Genomic DNA, 25,816 nt, shown 5'->3' with positions numbered 1-25,816 from the left:
GGTGCAGCCTAACCGCCGGACGGGCGGCCCCCGGACGGCCGCCGGTCCTTGGACGGCAGTCGGGGGGCGGGGTGGCTGTCCCGGGGGGGGTGGCTGTCCCGGGGGGGGGCGGGAGGGCGTCCCGGGCGCGGGGGCGTCCCGGGGAGGCTGTCCGGGGCTGGATGGCTGTCCAGGGCGGATGGCCGTCCGGGGGGTGGGGTCGCTGTCCGGGGCAGATAGCCGTCCAGGGGCGGATGGGTCCGGGCTCACGGCTCGTACGCCGGGCTGGGGCTGCTGCTTCGCCCGGCGGGCCGAGGGATACTGCTTCGCTCGGGCGGGCGCTACTGCTGCGCTCGGTCGGGGCTGCTGCTTCGCCCACCCGGCCGGGGGCAACCGCTTCGCCCGGCCGGGAACTGCTGCCGGAGCCGACTCCCTGCCCCGACGCCACCGCTCCGGCTCACCGCACACTCCGGCTCACCCCACACTCCAGCTCACCGCCCGCTCCAGCTCACCGCCTGCTCCGGCTCACTGCTCGTTGGGGAACTCCTCCACCACGGTGGCGCCCAGCTCGCGGACGATCAGCTCGTGGCCGGAGAGGGCGGAGTCGACGAGATCCGGGTCGTCGGCCTCCGGGATGTCATCCTCGGGGGCGACGGAGCGCGGCGGCTCCGCCCCGTACGACCCGTGGGAGGGCTCGGGGGCAGGCGGTGGAGCGGTGTCCCGGCCCTGGCCCTGGTGCTGGGGCCGCTGCGACGCGGAGGGGGACGACGACGGCTGCTGCTGGGGCTGCTGGGGGGCGTGCGCGGGCCGTCCTTCGTACGCCATCGGGGCCGAGGTGGCGGGTGAGGGCGTCGGGGCGGGCGTGTACTGCGGGGCCGGGGGGCGTCCGCCGCCGGGGGGCGGGGGCGCCGCGCCACCGCCGGAGGCGTCGACGACCGCTTCGACCCGCCACTGGGCGTTGAACCGCTCGGCGAGCGCCTGCTTGAGGACGTCCTCGCTGCCGCTGCTCGTGAAGTTGTCGCGGGCGCCCGCGTTGATGAAGCCGATCTGGAGGGTGGTCCCGTCGAACCCGGTGACCTGCGCGTTCTGGCTGAGCAGAATCCAGGTGAAGCGGCGCCGGTTCTTCACCGCCTCCAGGATGTCGGGCCACATGCTCCGTACCTGTCCGGCACCCTGGGCCATGCCCGGGCCCGCGCCCGGGGCGGCGGGCGCGGAGGGGGCCGCCGGGGCGGGGGCGGCGGGGGCGGGTGTGGCGGGGGCCGGGGCGGCGGGGCCGCTGCCGGGGGCGGACGCGGTGGGCCAGCCACCGGGGCGGCGCCCCTGCTCGCCCCCGCCACCACCGGCGGTGGGCCAGGACCCGGGCCGCTGCACGGGGGCGTCGGCCGGAGGCTGCGGGGCGGCTTGGGGCTGCGGTGCGTAGGCGGCAGGCGCGGGGGCCGGGGCCTCACCCCGTACGGCAGCACAGGCGGCATCGGGACCCGCGGGCGCTGCGGGGGCCACGGGTGCGGCCTGCGGGGCGTGGGCCTCGGGCCCGGGGACGTACCCCATCGGAGCGGCCCCCACGGGCGGCGCGGCGAACGAGGCGGCAGCGGCGGAGGCGCCCCGCTCCAGCCGGTCGAGCCGGGCCTGCATCGACCGCTCGTCGTCGAAGGCGGCCGGGAGCAGGACCCGGGCGCAGATCAGCTCCACCTGGAGGCGCGGCGAGGTGGCACCGCGCATCTCGGTGAGCCCCTCGTTGACCAGGTCGGCGGCGCGGCTGAGCTCGGCGGCGCCGAAGACGGATGCCTGGTCCTGCATGCGCTGGACGACATCGGCGGGGGCGTCGATGAGCCCCTTCTCCCCCGCGTCGGGCACGGCGGCGAGGATCACCAGATCGCGCAGCCGCTCCAGCAGATCGGCCACGAACCTCCGGGGGTCGTTGCCGCCCTCGATCACCCGGTCCACCACCTCGAAGGCGGCGGCCCCGTCACCGGCGGCGAAGGCATCGATGATCGAGTCGAGGAGCGAGCCGTCGGTGTATCCGAGGAGTGCGGTCGCCATGGCGTAGGTCACACCGTCGTCGCCCGCACCGGCCAGCAGCTGGTCCATGACGGACATCGAGTCACGCACGGACCCGGCCCCGGCCCGCACGACGAGCGGCAGGACGCCGTCCTCGACCGGGCTGTTCTCCCGCCCGCACACATCGGCGAGATAACTGCGCAGGGTCCCGGGAGGAACGAGCCGGAACGGATAGTGGTGCGTACGCGACCGGATCGTCCCGATGACCTTCTCGGGCTCGGTCGTGGCGAAGATGAACTTCAGATGCTCCGGCGGCTCCTCGACCACCTTCAGCAGGGCGTTGAACCCCGCCGGGGTGACCATGTGGGCCTCGTCGATGATGTAGATCTTGTACCGGCTGGAGGCGGGCCCGAAGAACGCCTTCTCGCGCAGATCACGGGCGTCGTCCACACCACCGTGCGAGGCGGCGTCGATCTCGATGACATCGATGGACCCCGGCCCGTTGCGCGCGAGATCCCGGCAGGACTGGCACTCCCCGCACGGGGTCGGCGTGGGCCCCTGCTCGCAGTTCAGGCAGCGGGCGAGGATGCGCGCGCTGGTCGTCTTTCCACAGCCGCGCGGCCCGCTGAACAGGTACGCGTGATTGACCCGGTTGTTCCGCAGGGCCTGCTGGAGCGGGTCAGTGACATGCTCCTGACCGATGACCTCGGCGAACGACTCGGGGCGGTAGCGGCGGTACAGCGCAAGGGACGACACATCTACGAGGTTATCGGGGCCGACTGACAACCAGCCCCACACGGCCCGTACAGCAACGCCCGGCAGCCGGGGAACAGCGCCCGACAGTCAGGGACCGGAAACGCAAGGACCCCCCACGCACCCGCCAGAGCCGACCTACCCTTGCTGCCTTCCGGCCCTGGGGGAGTTCAGTCAGATAGCGCCACGTGAGGGGCTGACGCCCACCTTAGCGGATGCCCACCCCCTCAGGTCCACCCGCCCGCCCCGCCGGACGACCTGCACGGCCGCTCCGGACGATCTTCGGGGAACGTGTTCGCGAGCACCCTCAAACGTCTTGTATTGTTTGCGGCGGAGGATTCGCCTAGTGGCCTAGGGCGCACGCTTGGAAAGCGTGTTGGGGGCAACCCCTCACGAGTTCGAATCTCGTATCCTCCGCCATTGCTCTCACCGGGCAATACGTTGAAGGGCCCCACCGTTCGCGGTGGGGCCCTTCGGCGTGTGTGGCCTCAGTTGCACAGGACGGACAGCCACGTGCACGGGACGGACAGCTGCGGACTTCCACGGACGCAAGAGCTTCTCCTCGCATGGCTGCCGCCATCCGCTGACCACAGCCCATCGGCAGCCAGGCGGCCCGGCGGCCCGCTCGTGCTCGTCCGGGACAAGTTGAAGGGGTCCGGCCACTGCCGCTGCGCGGCCAGCTCTCCGGCGTCGCCTTCAGCGCCCCCGAGCACCTCGTCCAGCGCGATCGAACATGCGGGTAGCACGGTTCCGGGAACCGAGCACACTCACACGGCAACCGACTAACGTACGGGCCGGATCGCTCCCACAGAGCTCGCACGACATCACGCCTGAACAGGAACAGCCATATGCCAGTACGCCCCGAGCTGCCAGAGATCTTGAACCGTGCCGATTTCGGCGGGCTCGCCGGACGGGAGCCGAAGAGCGTCGCGAAGATGGCCGACCGGGGTCTTCTGGCCGAGCCGACCCACCAGCACCAGGGCAAGCCCATCTGGGAGCGGTCGGCGGCGCTGGACTGGTTCCGTTCACTGCACGATCACGCCGTCGTCGTTCCGGGCAACGAGCCGGCCTTCGCCGAGCTGCGGGAGCACGGCATCTACATGTGCCCGGCGACGAGCAACCACCTGAGCCTGGCCCGGCCGCGGCTCTTGGTCATGTACACCCCTGGCGGTGGCGGTCGCGTATTCGAGGTCACCGAGGTCGAGACCGTCGGACAGGGCCTGCCCGGAACCCGGGCCACGACTCCCGGGACCGTGGAGATCACGCGCACGAGGGAATCCGAGGATCGGCGCACGTACCCGTCGTGGACGGTCTTCTTCCTCTCCGAGGCGGGCGCCATCGAGGTGATCACCCCTGTCATCCAGCAAGGGCGCTATGTGACCACCGGCGATGTCCAGCAAGCCATGGTTTCCGGCAAGCTCCTGGTGCAGCCGCTCGACAAAGCATTCCCCGTTCGGCAGTGAGTGCCCGGCCGAAGGCGGTGACCGGGCCCCGCTGCCACCACGGAATGCCAGGGGAGAGCAGCCGGGGCGCGCCCCTAGAATGGCCGTCGTGACCGACAACGCTCAGCAGCAGACAGCGCCCACCACCGAACTGCCGACCCAGTACGCGCCGGCCGAGGTAGAAGGGCCGCTGTACGAGCGCTGGGTAGAGCGCGGGTACTTCGAGGTGGACGCGAAGAGCGAGAAGCCCGCGTACACCATCGTCATCCCGCCGCCCAACGTCACCGGCTCGCTCCACCTGGGCCATGCCTTCGAGCACACGCTGATCGACGCACTCACCCGCCGCAAGCGCATGCAGGGCTTCGAGACGCTGTGGCAGCCGGGCATGGACCACGCCGGTATCGCGACCCAGAACGTCGTCGAGCGGGAACTCGCCAAGGAGGGCAAGTCCCGTCACGACCTGGGCCGCGAAGCCTTCGTCGAGCGGGTCTGGGAGTGGAAGGCCGAGTCCGGCGGCCAGATCGCCGGCCAGATGCGGCGCCTCGGAGAGGGCCTGGCCTGGAGCCGGGACCGCTTCACCATGGACGAGGGCCTGTCCCGGGCCGTCCAGACCGTCTTCAAGAAGATGTTCGACGACGGCCTGATCTACCGCGCCGAGCGGATCATCAACTGGTGCCCGCGCTGTCTGACCGCCATCTCCGACATCGAGGTGGACTACCAGGACGACGACGGCGAGCTCGTCTCCATGAAGTACGGCGAGGGTGACGACACCATCGTCGTCGCGACGACCCGCGCCGAGACGATGCTCGGTGACACGGCCGTCGCCGTCCACCCGGACGACGAGCGCTACGCCCACCTGATCGGCAAGCGGATCACGCTGCCGCTGACCGACCGTACGATCCCGGTCGTCGCCGACACGCACGTCGACCCGGAGTTCGGCACGGGCGCCGTCAAGGTGACCCCGGCGCACGACCCGAACGACTTCGCCATCGGCCAGCGCCACAACCTCGAATCGATCGAGGTTCTCGACGAGCGCGGTGTGATCACCACCCATGGCCCCTTCCAGGGCCTGGACCGCTTCGAGGCCCGCTCCGCCATCGTCGCCGCTCTGCGCGCCGAGGGCAGGATCGTCGCCGAGAAGCGCCCGTACACCCACTCCGTGGGGCACTGCTCGCGCTGCAAGACGACGCTGGAGCCGCGCCTGTCCCTGCAGTGGTGGGTCAAGGTCGAGACGCTCGCCAAGGCCGCCGGTGACGCGGTCCGCGACGGTCGTGTCGCCATCCACCCGGCCGACATGTCGCAGCGCTACTTCGACTGGGTCGACAACCTCAACGACTGGTGCATCTCGCGTCAGCTGTGGTGGGGTCACCGCATCCCGGTCTGGCACGGTCCGAACGGTGAGCTGGTCTGCGTCGGCCCCGACGACGAGGCGCCCACGGGCGAGGGCTGGACGCAGGACACCGACGTCCTCGACACGTGGTTCTCGTCCGGCCTGTGGCCGTTCTCCACGATGGGCTGGCCGGAGCAGACGCCTGACCTGGAGAAGTTCTACCCGAACTCCGTCCTGGTCACCGGCTACGACCTGATGTTCTTCTGGGTCGCGCGGATGATGATGTTCGGCCTGTACGCGATGGACGGCCAGCCGCCGTTCCGCACGATCGCGTTCCACGGCATGGTCCGCGACGAGTTCGGCAAGAAGATGTCGAAGTCGTTCGGGAACACGGTCAACCCGCTGGACTGGATGGACAAGTACGGCTCCGACGCCCTGCGCTTCACCCTGGCCAAGGGCGCGAACCCCGGTGTCGACGTCCCGATCGGTGAGGACTGGGTCCAGGCGTCCCGTAACTTCGCCAACAAGATCTGGAACGCCACCCGCTTCGCGATGATGAACGGCGCGACGGTCGAGGGCCCGCTCCCGGACGCCTCCGCGATGTCGGCGACGGACCGCTGGATTCTGTCCCGACTGAACAAGATCGTCGCCGAAGCGGACGCCTACTACGACGACTACCAGTTCGCCAAACTCGCCGACGCGCTCTACCACTTCGCGTGGGACGAGGTCTTCGACTGGTACGTCGAGCTGTCGAAGACGACGTTCTTCGCGGGCGGCGAGCAGGCCAAGGTCTCGGCCCGGGTTCTGGGCGAGGTCCTCGACGTCACCCTGCGGCTGCTGCACCCGATCGTTCCGTTCGTCACGGATACCCTGTGGACCACGCTGACGGGCCGTGAGTCGGTCGTCATCGCCGAGTGGCCGACCGACTCCGGCTTCCGCGACGAGGCTGCGGAGAAGGAGATCGAGCTGGTCCAGCGGGTCGTCACCGAGGTCCGCCGCTTCCGCTCCGACCAGGGCCTCCAGCCCGGCCAGAAGGTCCCGGCCCGCCTGGAGCTGGCCGGCACCGCCCTCGCGCCGCACGAGGCGGCCATCCGTCAGGTGCTGCGTCTCCAGCCGGAGGGTGAGGGCTTCGCCGCCACCGCCTCCCTGCCGGTCGTCGGCGCCACTGTCTCGCTCGACCTGTCGGGCACGATCGATGTCGCCGCCGAGCGCAAGCGCCTCGCCAAGGACCTGGCCGCCGCCGAGAAGGAGAAGGCCCAGGCCGAGGGCAAGCTCGGCAACGAGGCGTTCCTCGCCAAGGCCCCCGACAACGTCGTGGACAAGATCAAGGGCCGACTCGCCAAGGCGGACGAGGACATCGTCCGCATCCAGGCCCAGCTGGACAAGCTGCCGCAGCAGTAGGCGCCCGGAGCATGGCCGAAGGGGGCCCAGACCAGACGGTCTGGGCCCCCTTCGGGCTCTTCGGCCTTCGGCGCTGGCCCTACGGAATCCCCAGTGCCTCGTACGGGCTCGACAGAGAGAACTCACGCTGCTGCGCGACGATCTGGGCCTGGTGGAGATCGAACTGCGCCATGTACAGGAGATCGTCGAGGCGTGACGGCTTCTGCTCCAGCACGTCGAGGGCGATCTCGGCAGCGCTGTCGTTTCGCTCCAGCCGGTCCCGGAAGAAGTCCAGGTTCCCCTCCACGACGAGGCGAGTCATGTCGAGCTCCGAGACCTCCGCATCGGACACTCGGTCGACTCGCGAGTGCACCCGGTACTCGTAGAAGGGGCCGGCGACGCAGCGGATGCTGTTGGCCGCCCCTCGCCTGAACCGACTGGCCAGCAGATTGACGGCGAAGGCCCAGTCTCCCCACTTGAGCACCCTCGGGTCGTACAGACCGCACTCCAGGGCGTCAGCCCTGTGGCAGACGATCGACGTCGGGACGTGATGCTTGCGCACCACGAGGTCCTCGCGACACGGGTACGAGGAGATGGTGAAGCCCTCGAAGGCACCGAACATCCACGACATCGTGTGCACGAACGCGGTGTCGGGGTCAGATTCGAGGATCTCCACCGCCCTGTCCGGGTAGGACCCGGCCGCCAGGAGGAACGGCTCGGTGGCCAGCCGGTCGTCGGCATCCACCTGCATCACGTACTCCAACCGCGCGGCCGCCAGGCCGGCGTTCCTGGCCGCGTGGTGCCCTTGGCGCTGCTCGAGGCGGACGACGCGTACGCCGGGCAGCTCGGCGCAGGTGTCGATGGCCTTCCGGGTCGTGTCGTCGTCCGACCCGTCGTCCACGATAACCACCTCGTACGGACGCCGAAGCGGCTGCTCGACGACCGACTCCACCGCCTCGACGAGGTAGTCGCCGGCGTTGTGGCAAGGGATGACGAAGCTGATGCCTCCATGGCCCATGGTCGTCACGAGGCTTCCCGTCCCTTCATGGTCGCGGTGCCGGCCGAAACGCGGCACCTCCGCACCGCGGTGACGGTCGCACGAGCCGCTTCGAAATAGGTGCGCCGCGAGCGCGTGTCCTGCTCGGCGTGGTCGTCCCAGCTCACGGTCACGTCCCAGCCCTCGTAGATCCGCTCCACCGCGCGGCTGAGGGTCTCCGGCGTGTAGCGGGCCTCGCCCTCGATGTGGATCTGACCGCCCTGGGCGTCCGTACGGGAGATCCCGGTGAAGACCTCCAAGTAGTGCACGTTGACCGATCGGGAGCTCTGTACGGCCTGGGTGAGCACGGCTTCGACGTCGCGCTGGGACAGGTAGTGGAGCACGTCCTTGGCGACGAGCAGGCCGAAGTCCTCCTCGACCACGTACTGCTCGATGAGGGACTCCACCACCGTGACGCGCTCCGCCAGGTTCTCGTGCAGCGAGAGTCGCCGGAGCAGCGGTTCGGCCGGGGCCTGGTCCACCGCGACGACGGTGAAGCCGGCCTTCGCCAGCGCGATGGTGTAGGCCCCGGCGCCGTATCCGAGGTCGAGAGCGCGACGCGGGATGTCGGCGGGGAGGGACGTCAGCAGGGCGCGGAACCGCGCCGAGACGGGCGCATGCAGCTGCTCTCCGGTGCTTCGACCGTTCCGTAACGCGTCCGCGTAGAAGGCGTGGAGGGATGCCTTCGAGTGCTGTACAGGCAAGGGGCACCACCTGGGGCTGGAGGGATGAGCGAGGGGAGGCATCTAGAAGTCGGCGATCTCGACGGGCCGACCGGGCGTGAGCAGAGAGGTCGCCAGGGCTTCGGTGACCCGCATCGGCAGCAGGTGCGCGGCGAGCGAGCTCCGGTTCTCGGTCCCCCGAAGCCAGTTCTCCATGAGCTGCCGGTTGCTGTCGCTGTGGAACAGCCCGTCGAACGTCCTGACCGACGTGTACTGCTCGTCCGGCAGCAGGGAGGCGTTCGCCCTCGTGGTCAGCCGGGCGAAGGCGTCGATCCGGTCCGCGTTCTGCCCGCGGGGCACGTCGTAGCAGTGGACGTGCGCGGAGTAGAGGGTCGACAGCTGCGCTTCGAGGTCGACGCTGGAGGTGCGACCGTTCTTGTTGTAGACGTCGTCCGGGAGGTCACGCCAGCTGCGGACGGACGGCGTCGTCTGCTCGAAAGACAGCGTCCCGATGGTCAGGGTCCGCTCCGACTCGACGTCGACCAGGCGGAACGTTGCGGTGATGTCCGTCTCCCCGAAGGCGTTCTCCAGGATCGCGGAGTGCGGCCAGCGGGGGTGTCCATCCTCGAACCGGCTGGCGGCCGGCTTCGGGATCCGGAGATGCTGATCGGCGGGGAAGGCTCCGAAGGAGCTGACTTCGATCCGGAAGCGGCGGTCGGGGAACACGAGCTTGTTGAGGGACAGGCACTGCACGGCGAGGTCCACGTAGTGGTAGGCGCCGTGCATCATCATCCCGTAGCCGTACCTGTAGGGGTGATCGTCCCGCGTCTCGTACTCGTGCTGGAGGTTCCACACACCGCCGGCGGCGCGCAGGTGGAACGAGGTGACGGGGGCCTGCCAGTCCCGCACCCGCTCTTCGAGCGAGCGCAGCACCTCCCCGTTGTAGATGCGGTGATACCGGCTCAGCGTCATCACGGAGTGCTTGGCACCCGTACGACCGGCCTGAGCGATCAGCTCCCGCATGACCTCGGTGATCCGGGACGGCGCGAACCGGCCATCTGCCATGGGCGCCAGGACCGGCTTCTCCACCAGGGAGTCGATCCCGTTCTCGACGCAGTAGTGCAGGTACGCCTCGTGCGCCTGCGCCTCGGTCGCGATGTACACCTTCGTCGGCAGCTCGGGCAGGCGGAGGCGCCGTAATGCGGCTCCGATCAGCTCGGGCTGCCTCTGCTGCGCGGTCACGCCACGGCCCGAGTCCGGGAGGTAGACGACCTCTCGGGGCTTCAAGTCGACGCCCTGGATGCGCTCCTCGATCGTCGGCCGCTCCGATTCCAGGTCGATGACGGAGTACGAGTCGACGTGGCCGGCCTCGATGGCGTCCTTGATGCTGGGCAGGTACTTGTTGGCGACGATCTCGTCGAAGCCGACCACGACGAGGTTGTGGCGACGCGTGCCGGGGCGGGGACCGGGAGCGGCGTCACGTCCTCCGGGCTCTTCGAAGCAGCGGAGGGTCGGCTGCATGAGGATCGGCGTCGATGTCGCCGGAGACGTTCGAGAGTCGGTTCTCATCCGCATTGCTCCCACTCGTGCTGTGACTGTTCGAAGCTGTTCCGAAGCAGATCGGACGTTGGTGGCCCCGGCTGTGATCGCCTTCTTCTGAAGATCGCGAAGGTGGCGTACTAGCCGGAGACGGAGCTGTCCTCCCCGGCGCCAGCGAGGAGGCGGCGGGGGCTCGTGTTCACACCACAAGGCTGCTGTCAGGGCCGCCCCGTCGGAACGTCCTCCCACCGCCCCAGGACCGAACTTTCACCGAACTTAGGCGCCCTACCAGGCCGTTCATAGCTGAGAGGCGTGAACCAGGTGGCACGCTGGCCGCATGGCAGAACTCAACGGAGAACCGGTCGAGCCGGCCCAGCTTCAGAACCTGTCCCTGACCAACTACGGCCACTTCACCTCCATGCGAGTGGACGACGGGCGCGTACGTGGTCTGTCCCTGCACATGGAGCGACTTCAGCGCGACTGCCGAACGCTCTTCGGCACCCACATCGACCCGCAGCGCGTACGCGAGCTGGCCAGGCGTGCCGCTCCCTCCACCGGATCCACCACGGTCCGCGTCACCGTCTTCGACCCCAGCCTCGACCTCGGCCACCCGGACAAGGCCGACGACCCACACATCCTGGTGACCTCCCGGCCGGCGGGGGCCCTCCCGCTGCCGCCGCTCAAGGTGCAGTCCACGACCTACGTACGCGACGTACCGAGCGTCAAGAGCGTCGGCCTCTTCGCGACCCTGCACCACCGCCGTCAGGCCCAGCTGAACGGATTCGACGACGCCCTTTTCGTCGACGAGGAGCACGTGATCTCGGAGGGAGGTACGTGGAACGTCGGCTTCTTCGACGGCAGCCAGGTGATCTGGCCGAACGCCGACTGCCTGGTCGGCGTGACCATGGAGCTCCTGAAGGGCGCCCACGGCCACGAAACCCGCTCGGTCCGCCTGGACGACCTGACGAACATGCGGGCCGCATTCGCGACCAACGCGGCGATCGGCGTCCGCGCCGTCAGCGCGATCGATGGGATCAAGCTGCCCGAATCCCACGCGATCATCGACACGCTCCGCAAGGAGTACACGGAGATCGAGGGCGACTTGTTGTAACGCTCCGAAGCCGGGCTCCCACTGGCTAGGCTGGACAGGACCGTCCAGCAACAAGGAGTCCTGGGGTGGCGACAGTTGAGCGATAGTCCGGGCTGGAGGTCCGGGCCTTACGCGAGGCATCGCGGATGAGTACGGAGGAGTTCGCGGCACGCCTCGGTGTCAGCGACCGCATGGTGTCCAAGTGGGAATCACGCAAGGACACGATCCGGCTCAGGCAGGTGAACCAAGCGGCTCTGGACACACTTCTCGCCGGCTCCGCCCCCGACGTCCACGAGCGGTTCGCGAGCCTCGCCCGCTCGCTGGGCACGGTGCTTCCCACACAGGAAACCCCGAGCCCAGGGCCCCAGCCTCAGCAGCACCAGGTCCGCCATCCTCGCGACGGCAAGAAGATGGCCTTGGTCGAGGCCGGCACGTTCCTGTGCGGCGAGAAGAACGAGCCTGTCTGGCTCCCGTCCTTCTACATCGACGTCTTCCCGGTCACCAACAACGACTACGCGCGCTTCGTGGCCGCCACCGGCCACGAGCCGCCCCAGCACTGGCACCGCGGCAAGTGCCCCGAGGCCATCCTCGATCACCCGGTGGTTTTCGTGACCTGGCACGACGCCTCGGCGTACGCGGCGTGGGCGGGGAAGGAACTGCCGACCGCCCAGCAGTGGGAGAAGGCGGCCCGTGGCACGCGCGGCGATGCATACCCATGGGGCAACAACGCCACCCCGGCCAAGTGCAACTCCCGCGAGAGCGGAATCGGCTCCACGACCCCGGTGAGCCGCTACCACAGCGGAGTCTCCCCGTACGGCGTCTACGACCTCTGCGGCAACACCTGGGAGTGGTGCTCGACCCGCTCCGAGCCTGGCCGCTACGAGCTCAAGGCCGGCGCCTGGACCAGCCCCTTCGCACGCGCCACCCCCGCCGTCTTCAACGACGCCTCCACGGAGATGCTCGACGACGACACGGGGTTCCGCTGCGCGGCACTTGCGACCACGATCGACGCCATGGTCGGCAACGTGTGAGTCCCAGCCGGTAGCAGGCCCTGTGTCGAAGAGCCGAGCACGTCGAAGTGGAGGCAAGCCTCTTGGCAGCTAGTCACGCCGCATCCGATGGCATCGATGTTCCCGCTGGTCCTCACGGTATCGCGCTACTCGAAGAGGTCTGGGCTCAATTTCGGAAGCGGGAAAGCTGGCCGAGCTGGCATGAGCTGAGGCGCCCGCTGAAGCGCGCCCAGGTGGACCCCAAGGTGGCGCTGGACCAACTCAGCGAGCAACTCTTGATCACGACCGCACGGGCCAGAACCTGGCGTGACGGGTGGCCGTCAGGATCAGTCAAGCTGAGTCTGGCAGCCCTTGCACACCTGCCCGACGGAGCCGCATTCCTACGGAGCCTCTTTGTCCTGATCGATCTCCTCGCAGAGATCCAGGAGCGCCAGGTCTCCCTGAACGGTCAACCGGCCACGGTGCACGAGTCCGATCTGCACGACCTGCGTCGCCAAAGGTTTCCGAAGACACCGGATCGTTGGCTATCCGTCGATGAGTTCATCTACGACGAGCCATGGTGCATCGGGGGCAGCATCGGCAACGGGTGGGCCGGGACCGCATCGACGATCATCGTCGATCACCGCGTACACCTGTTCGTGGGCTGCAAGGACATCAACGACTACTGGCGTCGCCGACAGCGCCTGATCGCTGACGCCATCAGCCAGGCCAAGCAGGGCAGCCCAGGCAGCAGCCCACTCGGTCGAGTGCACCCGAGCATCGCCCAGGTATCCGCCGAGCTCTTCGCCGACGGCCACTACACCGATGCAGTTCTCAGGGCATTCAAAGCCGTCGAACACCGCGTACAGCAGGTCACTGGCAGCAATGAGATCGGCCAACGGCTGATGAACAGCACCTTTGGAGGCACGAACCCACAGCTGGACGTTGCGCGCACAGCAGGGCCGTCAACGCCTGGAGAGCGCGACGGGTACAAGATGCTCTTCATCGGTGCCATGACTGGCCTGCGGAATGTCCGAGCACATGGCGACCACCCGCCGGACAACGTGGACGAAGCCCGCGACGCCATCGCCTTCGCCAGCCTCCTTATGCGGCGGATCGATCGCGCTGTCGATCTTCGCGCCGAATCCACCAACGAGGCCGCGACCGCGGGCAGGGCTACGGACGGGACAAGGTAGACCCGCCCGCCGTGGACCATCCGCCGGTGCGGCTGCCCCATTCAGCTGATCGGCTGCGGGCCTGCGTGGTCTCAGTTCTGGTCTCATTCACCCCCGTCCAGCCCCGTCCAGCCCCGTCCGGACGGGTCCACTCCGAACGCTCCCCCGCAGGTCAGGACAGGCACGACCCCCACCGGACCCCCATACGAACATTTGGAAAGCGTGTTGGGGGCCCCTCACGAGTTCGAATCTCGTATCCTCCGCCATTGCTCTCACCGGGCAATACGTCGAAGGGCCCCACCGTTCGCGGTGGGGCCCTTCGCGATTGTCGGCCCTCACCCTCGCCGTTCCGGCCTTCGGCCTGCGGCAACAAGAGATCATGCGTTCTCACCTCTCCCGCACCCTGCCTTGCCTCGCCGAACCAACGGTGTCACCATTGGTTCAAAATAAACGTGCGAGCTTCTGTGAGGTGCGGCGACATGGCGGGCGACAGGAAGTGGGCGACCGGGGCCGGGGTGGTCGCGGCGGTCGGTGCGGCGGCCGCGGGGGCGCGGTGGGTGTGGCGGCACCAGGACGAGCTGGTCATGCGTCCGCCGCTCAGCGAGTGGACGTTCACGCACATGTCGCTGCTGCTGCCGACGGAGACCGTGCCGCGCGCCGGGCGCCCGAGCGTCCTGCCGCGGGCTCCCCGGCCGCTGGAGTTCACGTACGAGTGGGACGGGGCGGCCAGGACGCTGTCCGACCTGCACACCCGGACGCGTACGACCGGGTTCGCGGTCGTGCACCGGGGGCGGCTGGTGCACGAGGCGTACCCGGGGCGGTTCGCGGGGCCGGACCGCCGGTTCCAGCTGTTCTCGCTGACGAAGTCGGTGACGTCGGTGCTGGTGGGGATCGCGCTGGAGGAGGGCGCGATCGGGTCGACGGACGACAAGGCCGTCACGTACTGCCCGGAGCTGGCCGGTTCGGCGTTCGACGGGCCGACGGTCGAAGACCTGCTGCACATGAGCAGCGGCGCGGGCGGGGAGGAGGACTACGAGGACCCGGACGCCCCCGTCAACCGGCTGATGCGCGCGGTGGCCGGGCAGGGCGGCACCGTACTGGAAGCCGTACGGTCGGTGCGGCCGCACAGCACGCCGGGCACCCGGTTCAACTACTCGACGCTCGACACCCAGGTGCTGGGCTGGGTCCTGGAGGCGGCGACCGGCCGGACGCTGGCGCAGTACGCCGCCGAGCGGCTGTGGGGGCCGATCGGGGCGGAGTCCGACGCGTACTACGCGCTGTCGCGCGGTCTGCCGCGTACGGCCGTCGGCGGCGGTTCGTTCAACGCCACGGTGCGGGACATGGCCCGGTTCGGCCTGCTGATGGCCCGCGGCGGCCGGTGGGGCGGGGAGCAGGTCGTACCGCAGCGGTGGGTCGAGCGGAGCCGCGGGGCCGGTCTGCCGCACCTGGAGGTCGGTGCGCTCGGCGAGCGGTACCCGGCCCATTACGGGTACGCCAACCAGTGGTGGACCCTCGGCGGGGCGGGCCGGGCCTTCACCGGTCTCGGGATATACGGGCAGTTCCTCCGGGTCGACCCGGAGGCCGACGTGGTGGTGGTGAAGACCAGCGCGTGGCCGGTGGCCGACGACCCCGCGCTGGACGGCGAGACCGCGACGGCACTCACCGCTCTGGTGACCCACCTGTCGGCGGACGCATAACCGGCGGCAGAGCATGCGGAGGGCCGCGTACGGGCAGGTGGGAGCCCCGGGCGGGCCTGCTCGTACGCCCTCCGAGGGCGCATGGCTCGCCCCGGGGGCGCGACCGTCCCCGCCCCTAGGATGGAGACATGACCGATCCCGACAGCCCGGCCCCCAGATCCGCCGGCGCCAGGCGAGGGCGGCCGCCGTCGAACGCGCTCAGCCGGGAACGCATCCTGGACGCGGCGCTGGCGGTGCTGGAGCGGGAAGGTCCGGATGCGCTGACGCTGCGCAGGCTCGGCGCGGACCTGGGGTCCAACCACACGGCGGTGCTCCGCTACTTCTCCGGCAAGGACGATATCCTGCTCGGCCTCGCCGAGCGGCTGATCGCCGAGGCCGTCGACGGCTTCGAGCCCGGCCCGACCTGGCGGGCGACGCTGACCGGGCTGGCCCGCCGGGTACGCCGGGCCTGCCTGGCGCACCCGGCGCTGGCCGTGCTGGTCGCCTCCCGGGTGTCCCGGCGCGACGCGGAGTTCCGGGGTGCGGACCTGGTCATCGGCGCGCTGCTGGAGGCGGGTTTCGGTGCGCGGGAGTCCGCCCGCTACTACCGTTCGCTGGTCGACGTCACGCTGGCGATGAGCTCCTTCGAAGCCGCGTCGGCCATGCTGGACGGGCCCGAGCGGGAGGGCGACCGGATGGCCTGGCAGCGCGAGTACCTGATGGCCTCGCCCCAGCGATTCCCGCAACTCGCCTCCGTAGCACCGCACTTGGCACAGGCCGACGAGGACGATCAGTTCGAGTTCGTGATGGGGCTGCTGCTGGACGCGGTGGAGGCGCGCTCGGGCCGTCCCGTGTGACGCGGCCTACCCGGGGCCGTGAAGCCACCCGCCGTACCTCTCGCCCGGCCTTCCGCGCCCTGCCGAGCATCACAGGGGGCAGGAGCCGGAACAGGGTCGGGCCCGGAGGGAGGCGTCGGCCGCGCCCCGGGGTTTCAGACCTCGAGGGGGTACTCCGTGTGCCGCGTAGTAGGCGCACAGGGCCGCATCGCTACCGAAGTCCATGGTCGCCATGACCCGCTGGAAGCGTGCGGAGCACAGGTCACCGGCGACGGCGATGCGCGAGCGCAGTTACGCGATCACCAGCGCCCGCTCGTACTCTCCGCCCTTGCCCTCACCGGCAATACGTCGAAGGCCCCCGCAGCTTGCCGCGGGGGCCTTCGACGCGCTCCGGAAGTGGCGCGGTGGGGCGTCCTCGGGAGGTGCTCAGGCTATGGATCGGGCCCTGCTCTCCCACTGCTCGATCCGGGCCATCGCCCCGGAAAACTGCTTGAGGGCTGCGGAGATGTCCCTGCCCGGGCCCCGGAAGTGGCGGCTCGCACCGGTCATCAGCTTCAGTGGCGCCTTGAAGCTTTCGATGGCTTCGGCCAGCTCCTGGGTGTCCTGGGAAGTGCTGATCATCTGGGTGAGAAACGCCTTCTCCTCGGTGCCCCGGTCCTTCTCAGGAACCGATGCGTAGAAGTCGAAAGCTGCGTGCACAGTGGCGTCCATCTCCGCCATCTGCCCGGCGAATCTCGTCGTGTGCTCCTTGAGGTCGGATGCCGGTTCGGTGATCGAGGCAGCGAGCTTCGCCATGACAGGCAGTCGGGCACTGAACGGTGTGCCGGGGCGAGATGCATGCTCCATGTCGGCGCCTGCGGCCTCGACTGCCGAGGCGACGGCCTCCAGCGTGGCTGTGATCGCCTCCATCGTCTCGTTCATCGCGCCCATCTGGTCCTCCAGCGCCGCGAACCGCTCGAACAGTCCAGGTGAGTCCGGGTCACCCGCCGTCGCTTCGTCGTCCGTGGTGTCCGCCGTCGGCCAGGGTGTCCGGAGCCCACGCAGAATCCGGGCGGGTGTGAGCAGATCGAAGCCGTCACGGATTCCGCTCTCCAGAGCGTTCTCCAGCTCCTCCCGGGCGTCGATCAGCCCGCTGCTCGAACGGTCGAAACGGATCATCCTGATGAGCGAGATGTCGAAGGGGAGTTGGCCGTGCTCGCCGATGTGGATCGTCGGCTTGCCCGTCACATGACGAAGACCGAGTTCGTACATGACGTTGGCGTTGCCACCGCTCACGTCCGCAATGACGAAGTCCGACTCCAGGACGTGTCGGCAGATCTGCTCGGTGAGTTCTCCCGCGTGGGCGATGCGGTCCGCCCTGACCGGAACGATGCCCGATCGCGTACATGCGGGAAGAATGACCTTCTCGAAGATGCGGACGGCGTTCTCGTACGCCTTCCTCTCCTTACTGCCTGCCTCCGCGAGCCGGTCCCCGATGGGGCCGATGACGAAGCAGGTCCAGGAACGCGCAGGGTCGTCCAAAGGGCTGGCTGAGGCGATCGACGTAGTGACGCTCATGTGCGGTGCTCCGTTCCGGTACGAGGTACGTCAAGTGACCCGTGGTCGTCATCGGCGCCCGGCTCCTCCAGCGGGACGCTGTAGACGGGGCGCTCGTCGATGCCGAGGGCGCGCAGGACATGGGAGGTCGGAATCCGGTACTGATGCCCCAGCCGCAGAACCGGGCAGGGGAAGCGGCCGAGCCGGATGAGCTTGTACGCGGTCGCGGGGCAGACACCGAACGCGCGGGCAGCGGTGCGGAGGTCCATGGCCAGCGGAAGGTCGAACGCCTCCGAGAAGGTCATCAGGTCCCTGGTACGCCTGGTCATCGCCCGTCACCTGCCGGCCTCAAGGACAGCGTTCCAACTCGCGTGCCTTCTCCGGGACGCCGGGCTCGGTGGACGATGTCCCCCAGTCCAATGCTCCCGGCCAGGTCGCTGAGCCACTCGTTCTGGAGCTGGGCCGACGGCGCCGTGAACCGGATGGAGGCGGCAAGTCCGTCCGCACGGGCGGGAGGGTCGATGAGGAGCTCCCAGCCGCCCCCAGGAGGGACAAGAGCGGGCTCGCCCCCATACGGCGAAACGGCATCGAGCGCCCCGGGACTCAGGGGCACATCGGCCATCGGGGTCTCCTTCGCCATCCGGCCGGCCGCGGCCCAGACTCGGTTGCAGGCGGTCCCGACAAGGGACCGGCCGAGGTGGGACGCCTGCGGTTCGACAGCGTCCAGCACTTCGACCAGCGAGAGCATCGCCTCCGCCTCGAGCTCCCTGCGATCGGCGTACAGCCGGAAGGACGCTCGGCGGACGGTGCGGCGGAGGCCAGGCAGGGCCAGCCAGAGCACCCGGAGCCGTTCCAGACCCTCTGGTGTTCCATCCCGTCGGGCGCGGTACACGGCCCGGCGCCAGATCGCCTCGCTGAGCACCTCGTCCCGCTGAGTCCCGTACAGCGCTTTCCGGGCCTCCTGCCAGGACAGCGGCACGCCAGCTCGGGAGCCGGGAACCTCGAAGTTCTCGACCTCACCTGCGTCGGACTCGGCCATCTGCAACTCGATGACATCGAACACCCCGTTGAACAGAAGCAATGTCATGTGTTCCCTCCTTCGCCACAACCGAAATGCTGCAGAGCCCTGGCCAGACGTTCGCCGGCCCACACAAGACCGGAAATACTTTCGCGCCATTTCCTGTACGGCGCACGAGCCACCGGGTCCGGCGGCCGGCTATCCGGGGCGCTATACGAAATGGGGGGAGCCGCGTAGTAGTGGAGGTCGCGGCCGACATCACGCAACGCGATTCCCCGTCCGACCTGTTGTCGATCACCACGGGATTCAAGCGGTGGTGGATTCCTTCCTTCGGCTCCGCTCATTGCGTACCTCCTGACGAAAGACCGATGCTCGGAAGGCCGAGTCCGACCGGTTCCGAGCATGCGCGTCCGTCAGGAGGCTTTGTGTCACCCCGGGTGACACCCAGAAGGTGATGGGCGCCACACGCGATGTGCGGAATCAGAGGGAGGTGTTCCCTGCCAGACGTCTCAGCGCGTCCATGTCCTTGACCGTGATCGTCCGGCGCCGGACCTCCAGTACGCCGTCCTCACGAAGTACGCTCAGTACCTGGTTCAGCTTCCCGCGCGAAGCCCCCAGAGACTGGGCCAAGTCTTGCTGCGTCCAGCCGGTGACCTGTGAGTTCGGCGAATTCTGCGCCAGTGAAAGCACATAGCGGGCGACGCGGCTGGTCAGCGAGAGCATCCGCCCACCACCGAGCCGTACATCCGACTCGTGCCGTTTCGCCTGCTCGCGTCGGAGCAGATCGACAAGCGGTCCGTGAGGTTGCACGAACGCGAGGAAGCGAGACAACTCGATGGAGACGACGGTGCATGGGCTCACGGCGATCACATCGGCATTGCGCACGTTCCCGCTGATGGCCGACATGTCTCCGAGCAACTCCCCGGGGCCGCGGTGCCCGAGCCACATCTCCGACCCGTCCGCATTCCGGTGAACGATGCTCACCACGCCGCTGGTGATCGACAGCAGCCGGTCGCACTCCTCTCCCTGGCGCATCAGTACTTTCCCTTTCGGGTACCTGAGCACCCGGCCCTGGGCAAACAGTTCGGACCACGCTTCTCCCAACATCGGTCAACATCTTTCCCTTCGGAAACACGGCGCCGGATGTCCTCCACACCGACTTTCTGATACTGCCCAGAGAAATTCCAGATGTTGAGCAATTCCGGCAGTCGTAGCAGAGTGAGAAGGGGCGCGGAAAAGCATAAGGGGGCACCGGCACAGGCCGGGCGCCCTCCGCCGTACGGTCCTGCAGGTCGACCAGTACCGCTCTCAGGCAACACGGTCCGTCGAGCACTCGTTATTCGGACAAGGTCGGCCGACCCGCCACGGAGGCTGCCGGACCCACGTAGAACTCGTGGGGCAAAGCGGTCTTCGCGGTCGAGGGAGGGGGGCGGATGCTGTCGGACGAGGTTTGGCGTGAGTTACGGGATCAGGGCGCGTCCCGTACGTTCCGCGAGCGCAGCGTGATGCTCAGGCAGGGTTCCGAGGGGACGCATCTGCTCGCGCTCACCGATGGCCTCGCCAAGGTCGTGTACCGGGCCCCGGACGGAGTCATGACCTGGCTGGCCTTCCGCGGGCCGGGGGACCTGCTCGGTGAGGTCTCCGTCTTTCACGGCACGCCACGCACGGCGGAAGTGGTCGCGCTCACGCCCTGCACCGCGGTCGTCCTGGAAGCCCAGCGGTTCCGGCGGTTCGTCGAGGAGCGGGGACTCGTCATGGATCTGATGCGGGAGGCCCTCCACCGGCTACGGGAGTCCGACGCCCACCGGACCGAGCTGCTGACGCTTCCGCTGGTCGTCCGGCTGGCACGTGTCATCCTGCGGCTGGCCGAACTGACCTGCCCCGGGGCCGGATCGGACGGCGTACGGCTGACCGGCCTGAGCCAGGAGGAGATCGCACAGGCCACGGGGGTGACCCGTAACGCGGTCATCACCGGACTGCAACGGCTGCGGGAGGCCGGTGCGGTGGAGACGGCTCGCAGGGTGATCGTCATCAGGGACATGCAGGCGCTGCGGGACTGGGCGGCCACCGCGGTATGAACCTCGGCGCGGTATGAGCCTCGGCACGATGTGGGCTCTGCCCGCCATACGAGCCCTGCCCCCGGGTGTGGTCCCTGCACGCGTCGTGAGCGGAGACCTCGGTGCGCTTCCTTCTGCCCTGGGACACGGACACCCACCCGGCGCTCCGGCCTGTGACCTGGGACACCCGCCAAGTGCCCTGCGCTGTGCAGTCGGCCGGTCCGGAACAGCAGAACCTCGAATCAGCCGGTACCGGCTTCACCACCGTCCCGCCCCACGAGGAGCTCACACATGTCCACTCCCCTGCCCACCCCGTATGCCGAGAGTCGGCCCCTTCCTCCCTACCGGGCCCTTTTCGCCGTCGATGCGAAGGACTTCACCGGTCTTCCCGCCCTTCAGCACGGTCCGGTCAGCCTGCTGATCCCCCAGCTCGTCGATCAGGCGCTGGAACGAGCCGGGCTGCACGAACTCCGCGACTCCAAGCGTTTTCCGGCCAGCACCGGGGACGGAGTGGTGTTCGGCTTCGACCCGGCGTCGCTGCCCTTCGTCCTCTGGCCGTTCCTGGGGGTGCTGGACGACATCCTCGGCGCGTACAACCGGCAGAGTGTGGGGCCGCGCATCCGGCTCCGGGCCAGCGTCCACGTCGGGCCTCTGCCGGACACCGACAGCCCCGGCGACGGCAACGGGACGGCCCGCAACGACACGCACCGGCTCCTGGACTCCCGTCCGGTCAAGGCCATCCTGGCCGCGGCGAGCGAAGAGGTCACCCACCTCGTGGCGATCCTCTCCCAGCGGGTCTACGAGGACGCGGTGCTCGGCGGGTACGCCGGGCTGCACCCCGATCGCTGTGTGGAGGTACCGGCCACCCTGGAAGGGAGGACCTTCTCGCAGCGGGCATGGCTGTACGTTCCGTCGCCGTCCGGGAACCTCCTCCAGGCCGGTGTGCGGCCGCGCGAGGACGCCGCGCGGCAGACCGACGCACCTGTCGGCGAAGAGGGCCAGGAAGGCCGCGAAGGGCAGGACCAGGGCGCCGCGACGCCGCCCACCACGCACTACAGCGGCAACACCCAGCGGGTGGGCGAAGGCGCCGCCGTGATGGGGAACGTCGGGCGGGACATCAACTACACCAGCGGCTCGACCTCGTACCGCGGGACCAATCAGCACTGGGGCGGCGGCGACAACGTGGCCGGGGACAAGCGGGTCGGCGAGTCGGGAGACCACCGGTGAGCACCGGCGCGGACGCCGCCCCCGGCTCCGGCGGCCCGGACGACGGCCTACGGCCGGAACCGGAGAATTCCTACCGCGACAACCAGCAGCGGCTGGACCAGGGCATGGCGGTGATGGGCGGCATCGCGGGGGACGTGACCGTGATCAACGCCCCGCTCGATGAGGACGTCACGGACCGGATCATCAGACCCCGGCTGCGGGAGGGCCCGTATCCCGAGGGAGAAGTCCGGTCCCGACTGCGCTGGTTCGTCGAACCCCACTCCTCCGTACAGGGTCGGAAGGTGCTGGACAGCAGGGTCCTCGTGCTGAGGGCAGGCAGCGGCGCGGGAGCGGGCACCGCCGCGTTCGCCCTGCTGGAAGAGCGCCACGGGGCCGGTGGCATCACCGGTCTGGACTCCATGGAGGACCTCGCGCGCTGGCGGCCCAGGGAGCGGCGCGGCTATCTGCTCCAGGGGCTCTCCCCCGTGGCCGCCGCCGCGCTCGGTGAGGTCGTGCTCAACGGCCTGGCCGACCTGCTGGAACGGCTCCGTGCCCATCTGGTCATCACGGTACGGGTGGACATCCCGCTTCCCGCCGACACGGAGCCCTGGCAGGTCGTGCACCGCCCGCCACCACCGGCCGAGGTGGCCGCCAAGCGGCTGCTCTCCATGGCCGAGGCGGGGGAACTCACCATCAGGCAGGAAGCCGAAGCGCTGGGACACCTCGCCTCGGCGGACTTCACCGGCTACCTGCACGCCCACCCGCTGCCACGGGACGCCGTCGCCGCGGCGGAGAAGCTGGGCGAGCTCGTCGTGTCGGGCCGACCCGCCGCAACCGCACTCGACGAGTTGCAGACCGGCAGCCCGGAATCGGCCCGCAGAGCACTGGCGGAATCGTCCCACCGGGCCGACAGCCTCTCGCTGATGGCGGCGATCTCCCTGCTGGCCGACCAGGACCGCACGGTCATCCAGGAATTCAGCGCGATCCTGCGCCCCCGCATCGACGAACGCGACGGCCCGGCACCGGCCGGGGAAGGGGCCGGGCCACCCCGCAACGTCCTCGGGCTCTCCTTCGAGGACCGGCTGGAGGCCGTGGGCGCACGCCTCCTGCCTCCCCGCTTCGGCGCGGCACAGCCCTACCCGGTCCAGCCCGTCGTCTTCTCCGGCCGCCACCGGTCGGAGGCCCTGCTCCGGTGCCTGTGGCTCGAGTACGAGGGCATGGCCGGGCTGCTGTGGGAGGCCCTGTACGAGACGCCTCACCGCTCCGGCATCGAACTGGCGGCGGGCCGGGCCATCGGAAAGGTCCTGGCGCACGCGACCGGGCCGAACACACTGCGCCAGCTGGCTCCCTTCGCCGCATCGGACAGGCGCTGGCGCCGCCGACTGGTCGCCTACGCGCTCGGAGAGCTGGTCGAGCGCCCCGCCCTCACCTCAGCCGTACGAAGACAGCTGCGGCAGTGGAGCCGGAGCGACCTCGTCCCCCTCCACTGCACGGTGGCCGAGACCTGTGCGGGCGCCTACGGCCTGGCCCGCCCCGCCACCGCGCTGGCGCTCCTGGATGCCGTGCTCGACAGGCCGGGCAAGGAGCTGGAGGGCAGGTTGCGTACCGCCGTCTCCTTCGCTCTCAGCACCCTCCTCTCCGAGGACACCAACCACCTCCCCGTCCTCGAACTCCTACGGGAGTGGCAGGGAGCCGAGCCGGGCACCCCGCGTCACCACATGGCGGTGCACGCCGTCACCTCGATGAGCCTGACGGCCTTCCCCCTGCCCGGCGCACCGGCCGAGAAGCGCATCCGGCTCGCCGACCTGCTCGTGAACCACCCCGAGCAGGCGTTCGGTCTCGTGGTCGCGGCTCTGAACGACCCGGCCACCCACGAGGCGACGGCCATGGGCCTGTCCCTGATCGAGAACGACCCCGCGCTGCGGCAGCTGACTTTCTTCCCCCACCTGCTCGGCGCGCTCTCCGGCGTGGCCCGCGGCCACCGGGGCGTCCTGCGGTTCGTCCTGCGCCACCACCGCGCCCGTACCTCTCCCTCAGCAGAAGGGCTCGCCTCGTGACCGGTCCGCTCATCACGCCGCTGCGTTCCTCACCCGCCTGGCAGCTGTTACGTCACCGTCTCGGCGCCCCGGCCGACCGGGCCCTGGTGTTCCTCGCGAACGACGGGGCCGACGAGATGGTGCCGCCCCGGGGCGGCGACCACTGGGGATATCCGCGCCCGACGGTGCGCGCCGCACGCGCGGGAGGTTTCCACGACATCGTGTGGGTCTCACTCGCGGAGCGGCGGATCTCGGTCGACATCCCGCGCCGACCACCGAAACCCCCTGCCCGCTACGGAGTTGCCTGGAGGGTCGGCAACCCGGTCGTCGCGGCGAGAGAACGGATCACCGAGGAACGGGCCCGGCACCTGGTGATCGATCACATCAAGGGGCCCGCCACCCTGCCCGGCACCGCCGATCCGCTGCGTCGGCCGCCGCCGTACTTCGGCACGGCCGAGGTCGCACCGCCCGGACAACCCCAGGTACTCGAGGACTTCGGCCTCGTGTACTGGTTCCTGGACCCGCCTGCCGCCTTCCTCCCCACGGCCGGTCCCGGTACGGAACCGGCCCTTCCCGAAGGCTTCGGTGAGGCCCATCGCGAGGCGTACCGCTTCTACCGGGAGGTGGTCACGGGCGGCCCTGTGGACTTGGCGGCCCTCTGGCTGCTGATGCAGCCGGAACAGGCGCGGGAGGTGCTCGACTGGACCGTTGCCCACCGCGATCTCCTCACCGACAAGAACAGCTGGGAGCACACCCTCGCCGCGACCCTTCGGTCACTGACACCAGAGGATCGGGGGTTCGTCGGTGTGAATCTGGCGCGGGTGCTCAGTGAGGTGGGAGTGCCTCAGGGCGACGAGGTTCTGCGCCGGATCAGCGGCGCCGACGGCCTGGGAGGGCGCAACGGGGGGTAGTTGAGCCCTCGCCGCAGCCGACGGGGCGGCCGGCCATCCCCAACCTCACAGGGCAATACACCTAACACCTGTCGGCCTCACCCCTCGCGCCCCCGCCCCGCCGCCCTCTGTTTCCGGTACGCGTCCCGGTACGCGCGAGGGGTGAGGCCGACACGGCGCAGCAGGTGGTGGCGCAGGGAGTCCGCGCTGCCCAGGCCGCTGCGTTCGGCCACGCGCTCGACCGGGAGGTCCGTGGCTTCGAGGAGCTCGCGGGCGCGGTCCACCCGTTGTTCGAGCAGCCACCGCAGCGGTGTGAGCCCGGTCTCCGCACGGAACCGGCGGGTCAGCGTCCGTACGCTGGTGTGCGCGTGCGCGGCCAGTTCGCCCAGCGGGAGCGGCTCGTCGAGCCGCCCCAGGGCCCACGCCCGTGTCTCGGCGAGCGAGAACGCCCGGGATTCCGGTGGCGGGCCCGCAGCCGCCTGGGCCTGTCCGCCGAACCGGACCGGGACGGCCAGCGCCAGCCGGGCGACGGCGTTCGCCACCGCCGCGCCGTGATCGGACCGCACCAGATGCAGGCAGAGGTCCATCCCCGCCATGAGCCCGGCCGAGCTGAGCACATCGCCGTCATCGACGAAGAGAACATCACCCACGACCTCCACCCGGGGGAAGCGCTCGGCCAGCTCCGCGGAGAACGGCCAGTACGTGGTGGCCTTCCGGCCGTCCAGGAGGCCCGCCTGGGCCAGGACGAACGCGCCGGTGCAGATGGAGGCGATGCGGCTGCCTGCGGCCGCGGCCCCGCGCAGTGCCGCCAGCACTCGCGGGTCGGCGTCGCCGCGCGCCCCCGTACCGGTGACGATCACCGTGTGCGCGCCGTCCACCACGTCGAGCCCGTGCGGTACGGAGACCTTGAGGCTCCCCGTCGCCGCCACCAGGCCCGGCTCGGGGGTGCCGACCCGTACCTCGTACCCGGGAGAACCCCCCACCAGGGCTGCTCCGAAGACCAGTTCGGGGATCGTGAGGTCGAAGGCGGTGACCGGGGGGACGGCCAGGACGGCGACACGGTGCATGGCCGAATCCTCCGGTTCGTCGGCACTTTCACGGGTGGCCGCGCCCCGCCCCGGTGGCGGAGCCTTGTCCCACGCGGCCGTCGTGAGGACCAACTCACCCCCGTTGCCGCCCTATTCCACT

At 69.7% G+C, this 25,816-nt stretch carries 20 protein-coding genes, 1 tRNA gene, 1 other RNA gene and 1 pseudogene; 13 read left to right on the top strand and 10 right to left on the bottom strand.

Annotation, left to right across the window (positions count from 1 at the left end):
• Position 1: 1 nt before the first annotated feature.
• Positions 2-198, top strand: a pseudogene (locus tag B7C62_18305) (hypothetical protein).
• Between the two features lie 306 nt (positions 199-504).
• Here the strand turns inward: B7C62_18305 and B7C62_18300 are convergent.
• Positions 505-2,733 carry a hypothetical protein gene (locus B7C62_18300; GenBank protein ID ARF73987.1) on the bottom strand — a complete coding sequence of 743 codons (2,229 nt, stop codon included), beginning with the start codon at positions 2,731-2,733 and terminating at the stop codon, positions 505-507.
• Positions 2,734-2,837: 104 nt separating this feature from the next.
• An RNA gene (ffs, locus tag B7C62_18295) (signal recognition particle sRNA small type) lies at positions 2,838-2,928 on the bottom strand.
• A 134-nt stretch (positions 2,929-3,062) separates the two neighbouring features.
• Between ffs and B7C62_18290 the strand changes: the two genes are divergently transcribed.
• From B7C62_18290 to B7C62_18280, 3 genes are all read left to right on the top strand, one after another.
• A tRNA-Ser gene (locus B7C62_18290) sits at positions 3,063-3,150 on the top strand.
• Positions 3,151-3,578: 428 nt separating this feature from the next.
• Positions 3,579-4,193, top strand: a complete 615-nt coding sequence (locus B7C62_18285; protein ARF73986.1) for a hypothetical protein — start codon at positions 3,579-3,581, stop codon at positions 4,191-4,193.
• A gap of 88 nt (positions 4,194-4,281) precedes the next feature.
• A complete protein-coding gene (locus B7C62_18280) occupies positions 4,282-6,903 on the top strand; it encodes a valine--tRNA ligase (GenBank protein ARF77241.1) in 2,622 nt (873 codons plus the stop codon).
• 79 nt (positions 6,904-6,982) lie between these two features.
• Here B7C62_18280 and B7C62_18275 read toward each other — a convergent pair whose 3' ends face one another.
• From B7C62_18275 to B7C62_18265, 3 genes are read right to left on the bottom strand one after another with little or no spacing between them, the layout of a single operon-like run.
• On the bottom strand, positions 6,983-7,909 hold the full coding sequence (locus B7C62_18275) for a hypothetical protein (GenBank protein ARF73985.1): 927 nt from the start codon (positions 7,907-7,909) through the stop codon (positions 6,983-6,985).
• A complete protein-coding gene (locus tag B7C62_18270; GenBank protein ID ARF73984.1) occupies positions 7,906-8,664 on the bottom strand; it encodes a hypothetical protein in 759 nt (252 codons plus the stop codon). Before B7C62_18270 ends, B7C62_18275 begins: the two co-directional genes overlap by 4 nt.
• A complete protein-coding gene (locus B7C62_18265; GenBank protein ARF73983.1) occupies positions 8,665-10,101 on the bottom strand; it encodes a hypothetical protein in 1,437 nt (478 codons plus the stop codon).
• A gap of 355 nt (positions 10,102-10,456) precedes the next feature.
• Between B7C62_18265 and B7C62_18260 the strand changes: the two genes are divergently transcribed.
• From B7C62_18260 to B7C62_18240, 5 genes are all read left to right on the top strand, one after another.
• Entirely contained in the window at positions 10,457-11,230 is a 774-nt protein-coding gene (locus B7C62_18260) for an aminotransferase (protein ARF73982.1), read from the top strand.
• A gap of 125 nt (positions 11,231-11,355) precedes the next feature.
• Positions 11,356-12,240 carry a DNA-binding protein gene (locus tag B7C62_18255; protein ID ARF73981.1) on the top strand — a complete coding sequence of 295 codons (885 nt, stop codon included), beginning with the start codon at positions 11,356-11,358 and terminating at the stop codon, positions 12,238-12,240.
• Between the two features lie 20 nt (positions 12,241-12,260).
• Positions 12,261-13,394, top strand: a complete 1,134-nt coding sequence (locus B7C62_18250; GenBank protein ARF73980.1) for a TIGR02391 family protein — start codon at positions 12,261-12,263, stop codon at positions 13,392-13,394.
• A 458-nt stretch (positions 13,395-13,852) separates the two neighbouring features.
• Positions 13,853-15,070, top strand: coding sequence for a serine hydrolase (locus B7C62_18245; GenBank protein ARF73979.1), 1,218 nt, complete (start codon positions 13,853-13,855; stop codon positions 15,068-15,070).
• 128 nt (positions 15,071-15,198) lie between these two features.
• A complete protein-coding gene (locus tag B7C62_18240) occupies positions 15,199-15,906 on the top strand; it encodes a TetR family transcriptional regulator (protein ARF73978.1) in 708 nt (235 codons plus the stop codon).
• A gap of 405 nt (positions 15,907-16,311) precedes the next feature.
• Here the strand turns inward: B7C62_18240 and B7C62_18235 are convergent, their stop codons facing one another.
• From B7C62_18235 to B7C62_18220, 4 genes are all read right to left on the bottom strand, one after another.
• Positions 16,312-17,442 (bottom strand): hypothetical protein, encoded by a 1,131-nt coding sequence (locus B7C62_18235; protein ID ARF73977.1) that lies wholly within the window; start codon positions 17,440-17,442, stop codon positions 16,312-16,314.
• On the bottom strand, positions 17,439-17,750 hold the full coding sequence (locus B7C62_18230; protein ARF73976.1) for a DNA-binding protein: 312 nt from the start codon (positions 17,748-17,750) through the stop codon (positions 17,439-17,441). The genes B7C62_18235 and B7C62_18230 overlap by 4 nt, the downstream gene beginning before the upstream one ends.
• Positions 17,747-18,508: a hypothetical protein gene (locus tag B7C62_18225; GenBank protein ARF73975.1), complete on the bottom strand. Its 762-nt coding sequence runs from the start codon at positions 18,506-18,508 to the stop codon at positions 17,747-17,749. Before B7C62_18225 ends, B7C62_18230 begins: the two co-directional genes overlap by 4 nt.
• A 411-nt stretch (positions 18,509-18,919) precedes the next feature.
• Positions 18,920-19,546, bottom strand: coding sequence for a hypothetical protein (locus B7C62_18220; protein ID ARF73974.1), 627 nt, complete (start codon positions 19,544-19,546; stop codon positions 18,920-18,922).
• 326 nt (positions 19,547-19,872) lie between these two features.
• Here B7C62_18220 and B7C62_18215 point away from each other — a divergent pair, with 326 nt between their 5' ends.
• From B7C62_18215 to B7C62_18200, 4 genes are all read left to right on the top strand, one after another.
• Positions 19,873-20,517, top strand: a complete 645-nt coding sequence (locus tag B7C62_18215) for a transcriptional regulator (protein ARF73973.1) — start codon at positions 19,873-19,875, stop codon at positions 20,515-20,517.
• A 282-nt stretch (positions 20,518-20,799) separates the two neighbouring features.
• Positions 20,800-21,723 (top strand): hypothetical protein, encoded by a 924-nt coding sequence (locus tag B7C62_18210; protein ID ARF77240.1) that lies wholly within the window; start codon positions 20,800-20,802, stop codon positions 21,721-21,723.
• Positions 21,720-23,759, top strand: a complete 2,040-nt coding sequence (locus tag B7C62_18205) for a hypothetical protein (protein ID ARF73972.1) — start codon at positions 21,720-21,722, stop codon at positions 23,757-23,759. Before B7C62_18210 ends, B7C62_18205 begins: the two co-directional genes overlap by 4 nt.
• 86 nt (positions 23,760-23,845) lie before the next feature.
• Complete coding sequence (locus B7C62_18200) at positions 23,846-24,649, top strand: hypothetical protein (protein ARF77239.1); 804 nt, start codon at positions 23,846-23,848, stop codon at positions 24,647-24,649.
• Between the two features lie 77 nt (positions 24,650-24,726).
• On the opposite strand, the gene B7C62_18195 is transcribed toward B7C62_18200, so the two are convergent.
• Positions 24,727-25,695 carry an AraC family transcriptional regulator gene (locus B7C62_18195; protein ARF73971.1) on the bottom strand — a complete coding sequence of 323 codons (969 nt, stop codon included), beginning with the start codon at positions 25,693-25,695 and terminating at the stop codon, positions 24,727-24,729.
• Positions 25,696-25,816 lie beyond the last annotated feature (121 nt).

Origin of the sequence: Kitasatospora albolonga (assembly GCA_002082585.1) — a bacterium.
Lineage (GTDB): Bacteria > Actinomycetota > Actinomycetes > Streptomycetales > Streptomycetaceae > Streptomyces > Streptomyces stephensoniae.
This window is presented reverse-complemented; position numbering and strand designations above follow the sequence as displayed.

Excerpts from the sequence above, each read along its gene's own strand:
- B7C62_18285 (ARF73986.1), top strand. The coding sequence starts at position 3,579 with ATGCCAGTACGCCCCGAGCTGCCAGAGATCTTGAACCGTGCCGATTTC.
- B7C62_18270 (ARF73984.1), bottom strand. The coding sequence starts at position 8,664 with ATGCCTCCCCTCGCTCATCCCTCCAGCCCCAGGTGGTGCCCCTTGCCT.
- B7C62_18265 (ARF73983.1), bottom strand. The coding sequence starts at position 10,101 with ATGCAGCCGACCCTCCGCTGCTTCGAAGAGCCCGGAGGACGTGACGCC.
- B7C62_18260 (ARF73982.1), top strand. The coding sequence starts at position 10,457 with ATGGCAGAACTCAACGGAGAACCGGTCGAGCCGGCCCAGCTTCAGAAC.
- B7C62_18255 (ARF73981.1), top strand. The coding sequence starts at position 11,356 with ATGAGTACGGAGGAGTTCGCGGCACGCCTCGGTGTCAGCGACCGCATG.
- B7C62_18245 (ARF73979.1), top strand. The coding sequence starts at position 13,853 with ATGGCGGGCGACAGGAAGTGGGCGACCGGGGCCGGGGTGGTCGCGGCG.
- B7C62_18240 (ARF73978.1), top strand. The coding sequence starts at position 15,199 with ATGACCGATCCCGACAGCCCGGCCCCCAGATCCGCCGGCGCCAGGCGA.
- B7C62_18235 (ARF73977.1), bottom strand. The coding sequence starts at position 17,442 with ATGAGCGTCACTACGTCGATCGCCTCAGCCAGCCCTTTGGACGACCCT.
- B7C62_18230 (ARF73976.1), bottom strand. The coding sequence starts at position 17,750 with ATGACCAGGCGTACCAGGGACCTGATGACCTTCTCGGAGGCGTTCGAC.
- B7C62_18225 (ARF73975.1), bottom strand. The coding sequence starts at position 18,508 with ATGACATTGCTTCTGTTCAACGGGGTGTTCGATGTCATCGAGTTGCAG.
- B7C62_18220 (ARF73974.1), bottom strand. The coding sequence starts at position 19,546 with ATGTTGGGAGAAGCGTGGTCCGAACTGTTTGCCCAGGGCCGGGTGCTC.
- B7C62_18215 (ARF73973.1), top strand. The coding sequence starts at position 19,873 with ATGCTGTCGGACGAGGTTTGGCGTGAGTTACGGGATCAGGGCGCGTCC.
- B7C62_18195 (ARF73971.1), bottom strand. The coding sequence starts at position 25,695 with ATGCACCGTGTCGCCGTCCTGGCCGTCCCCCCGGTCACCGCCTTCGAC.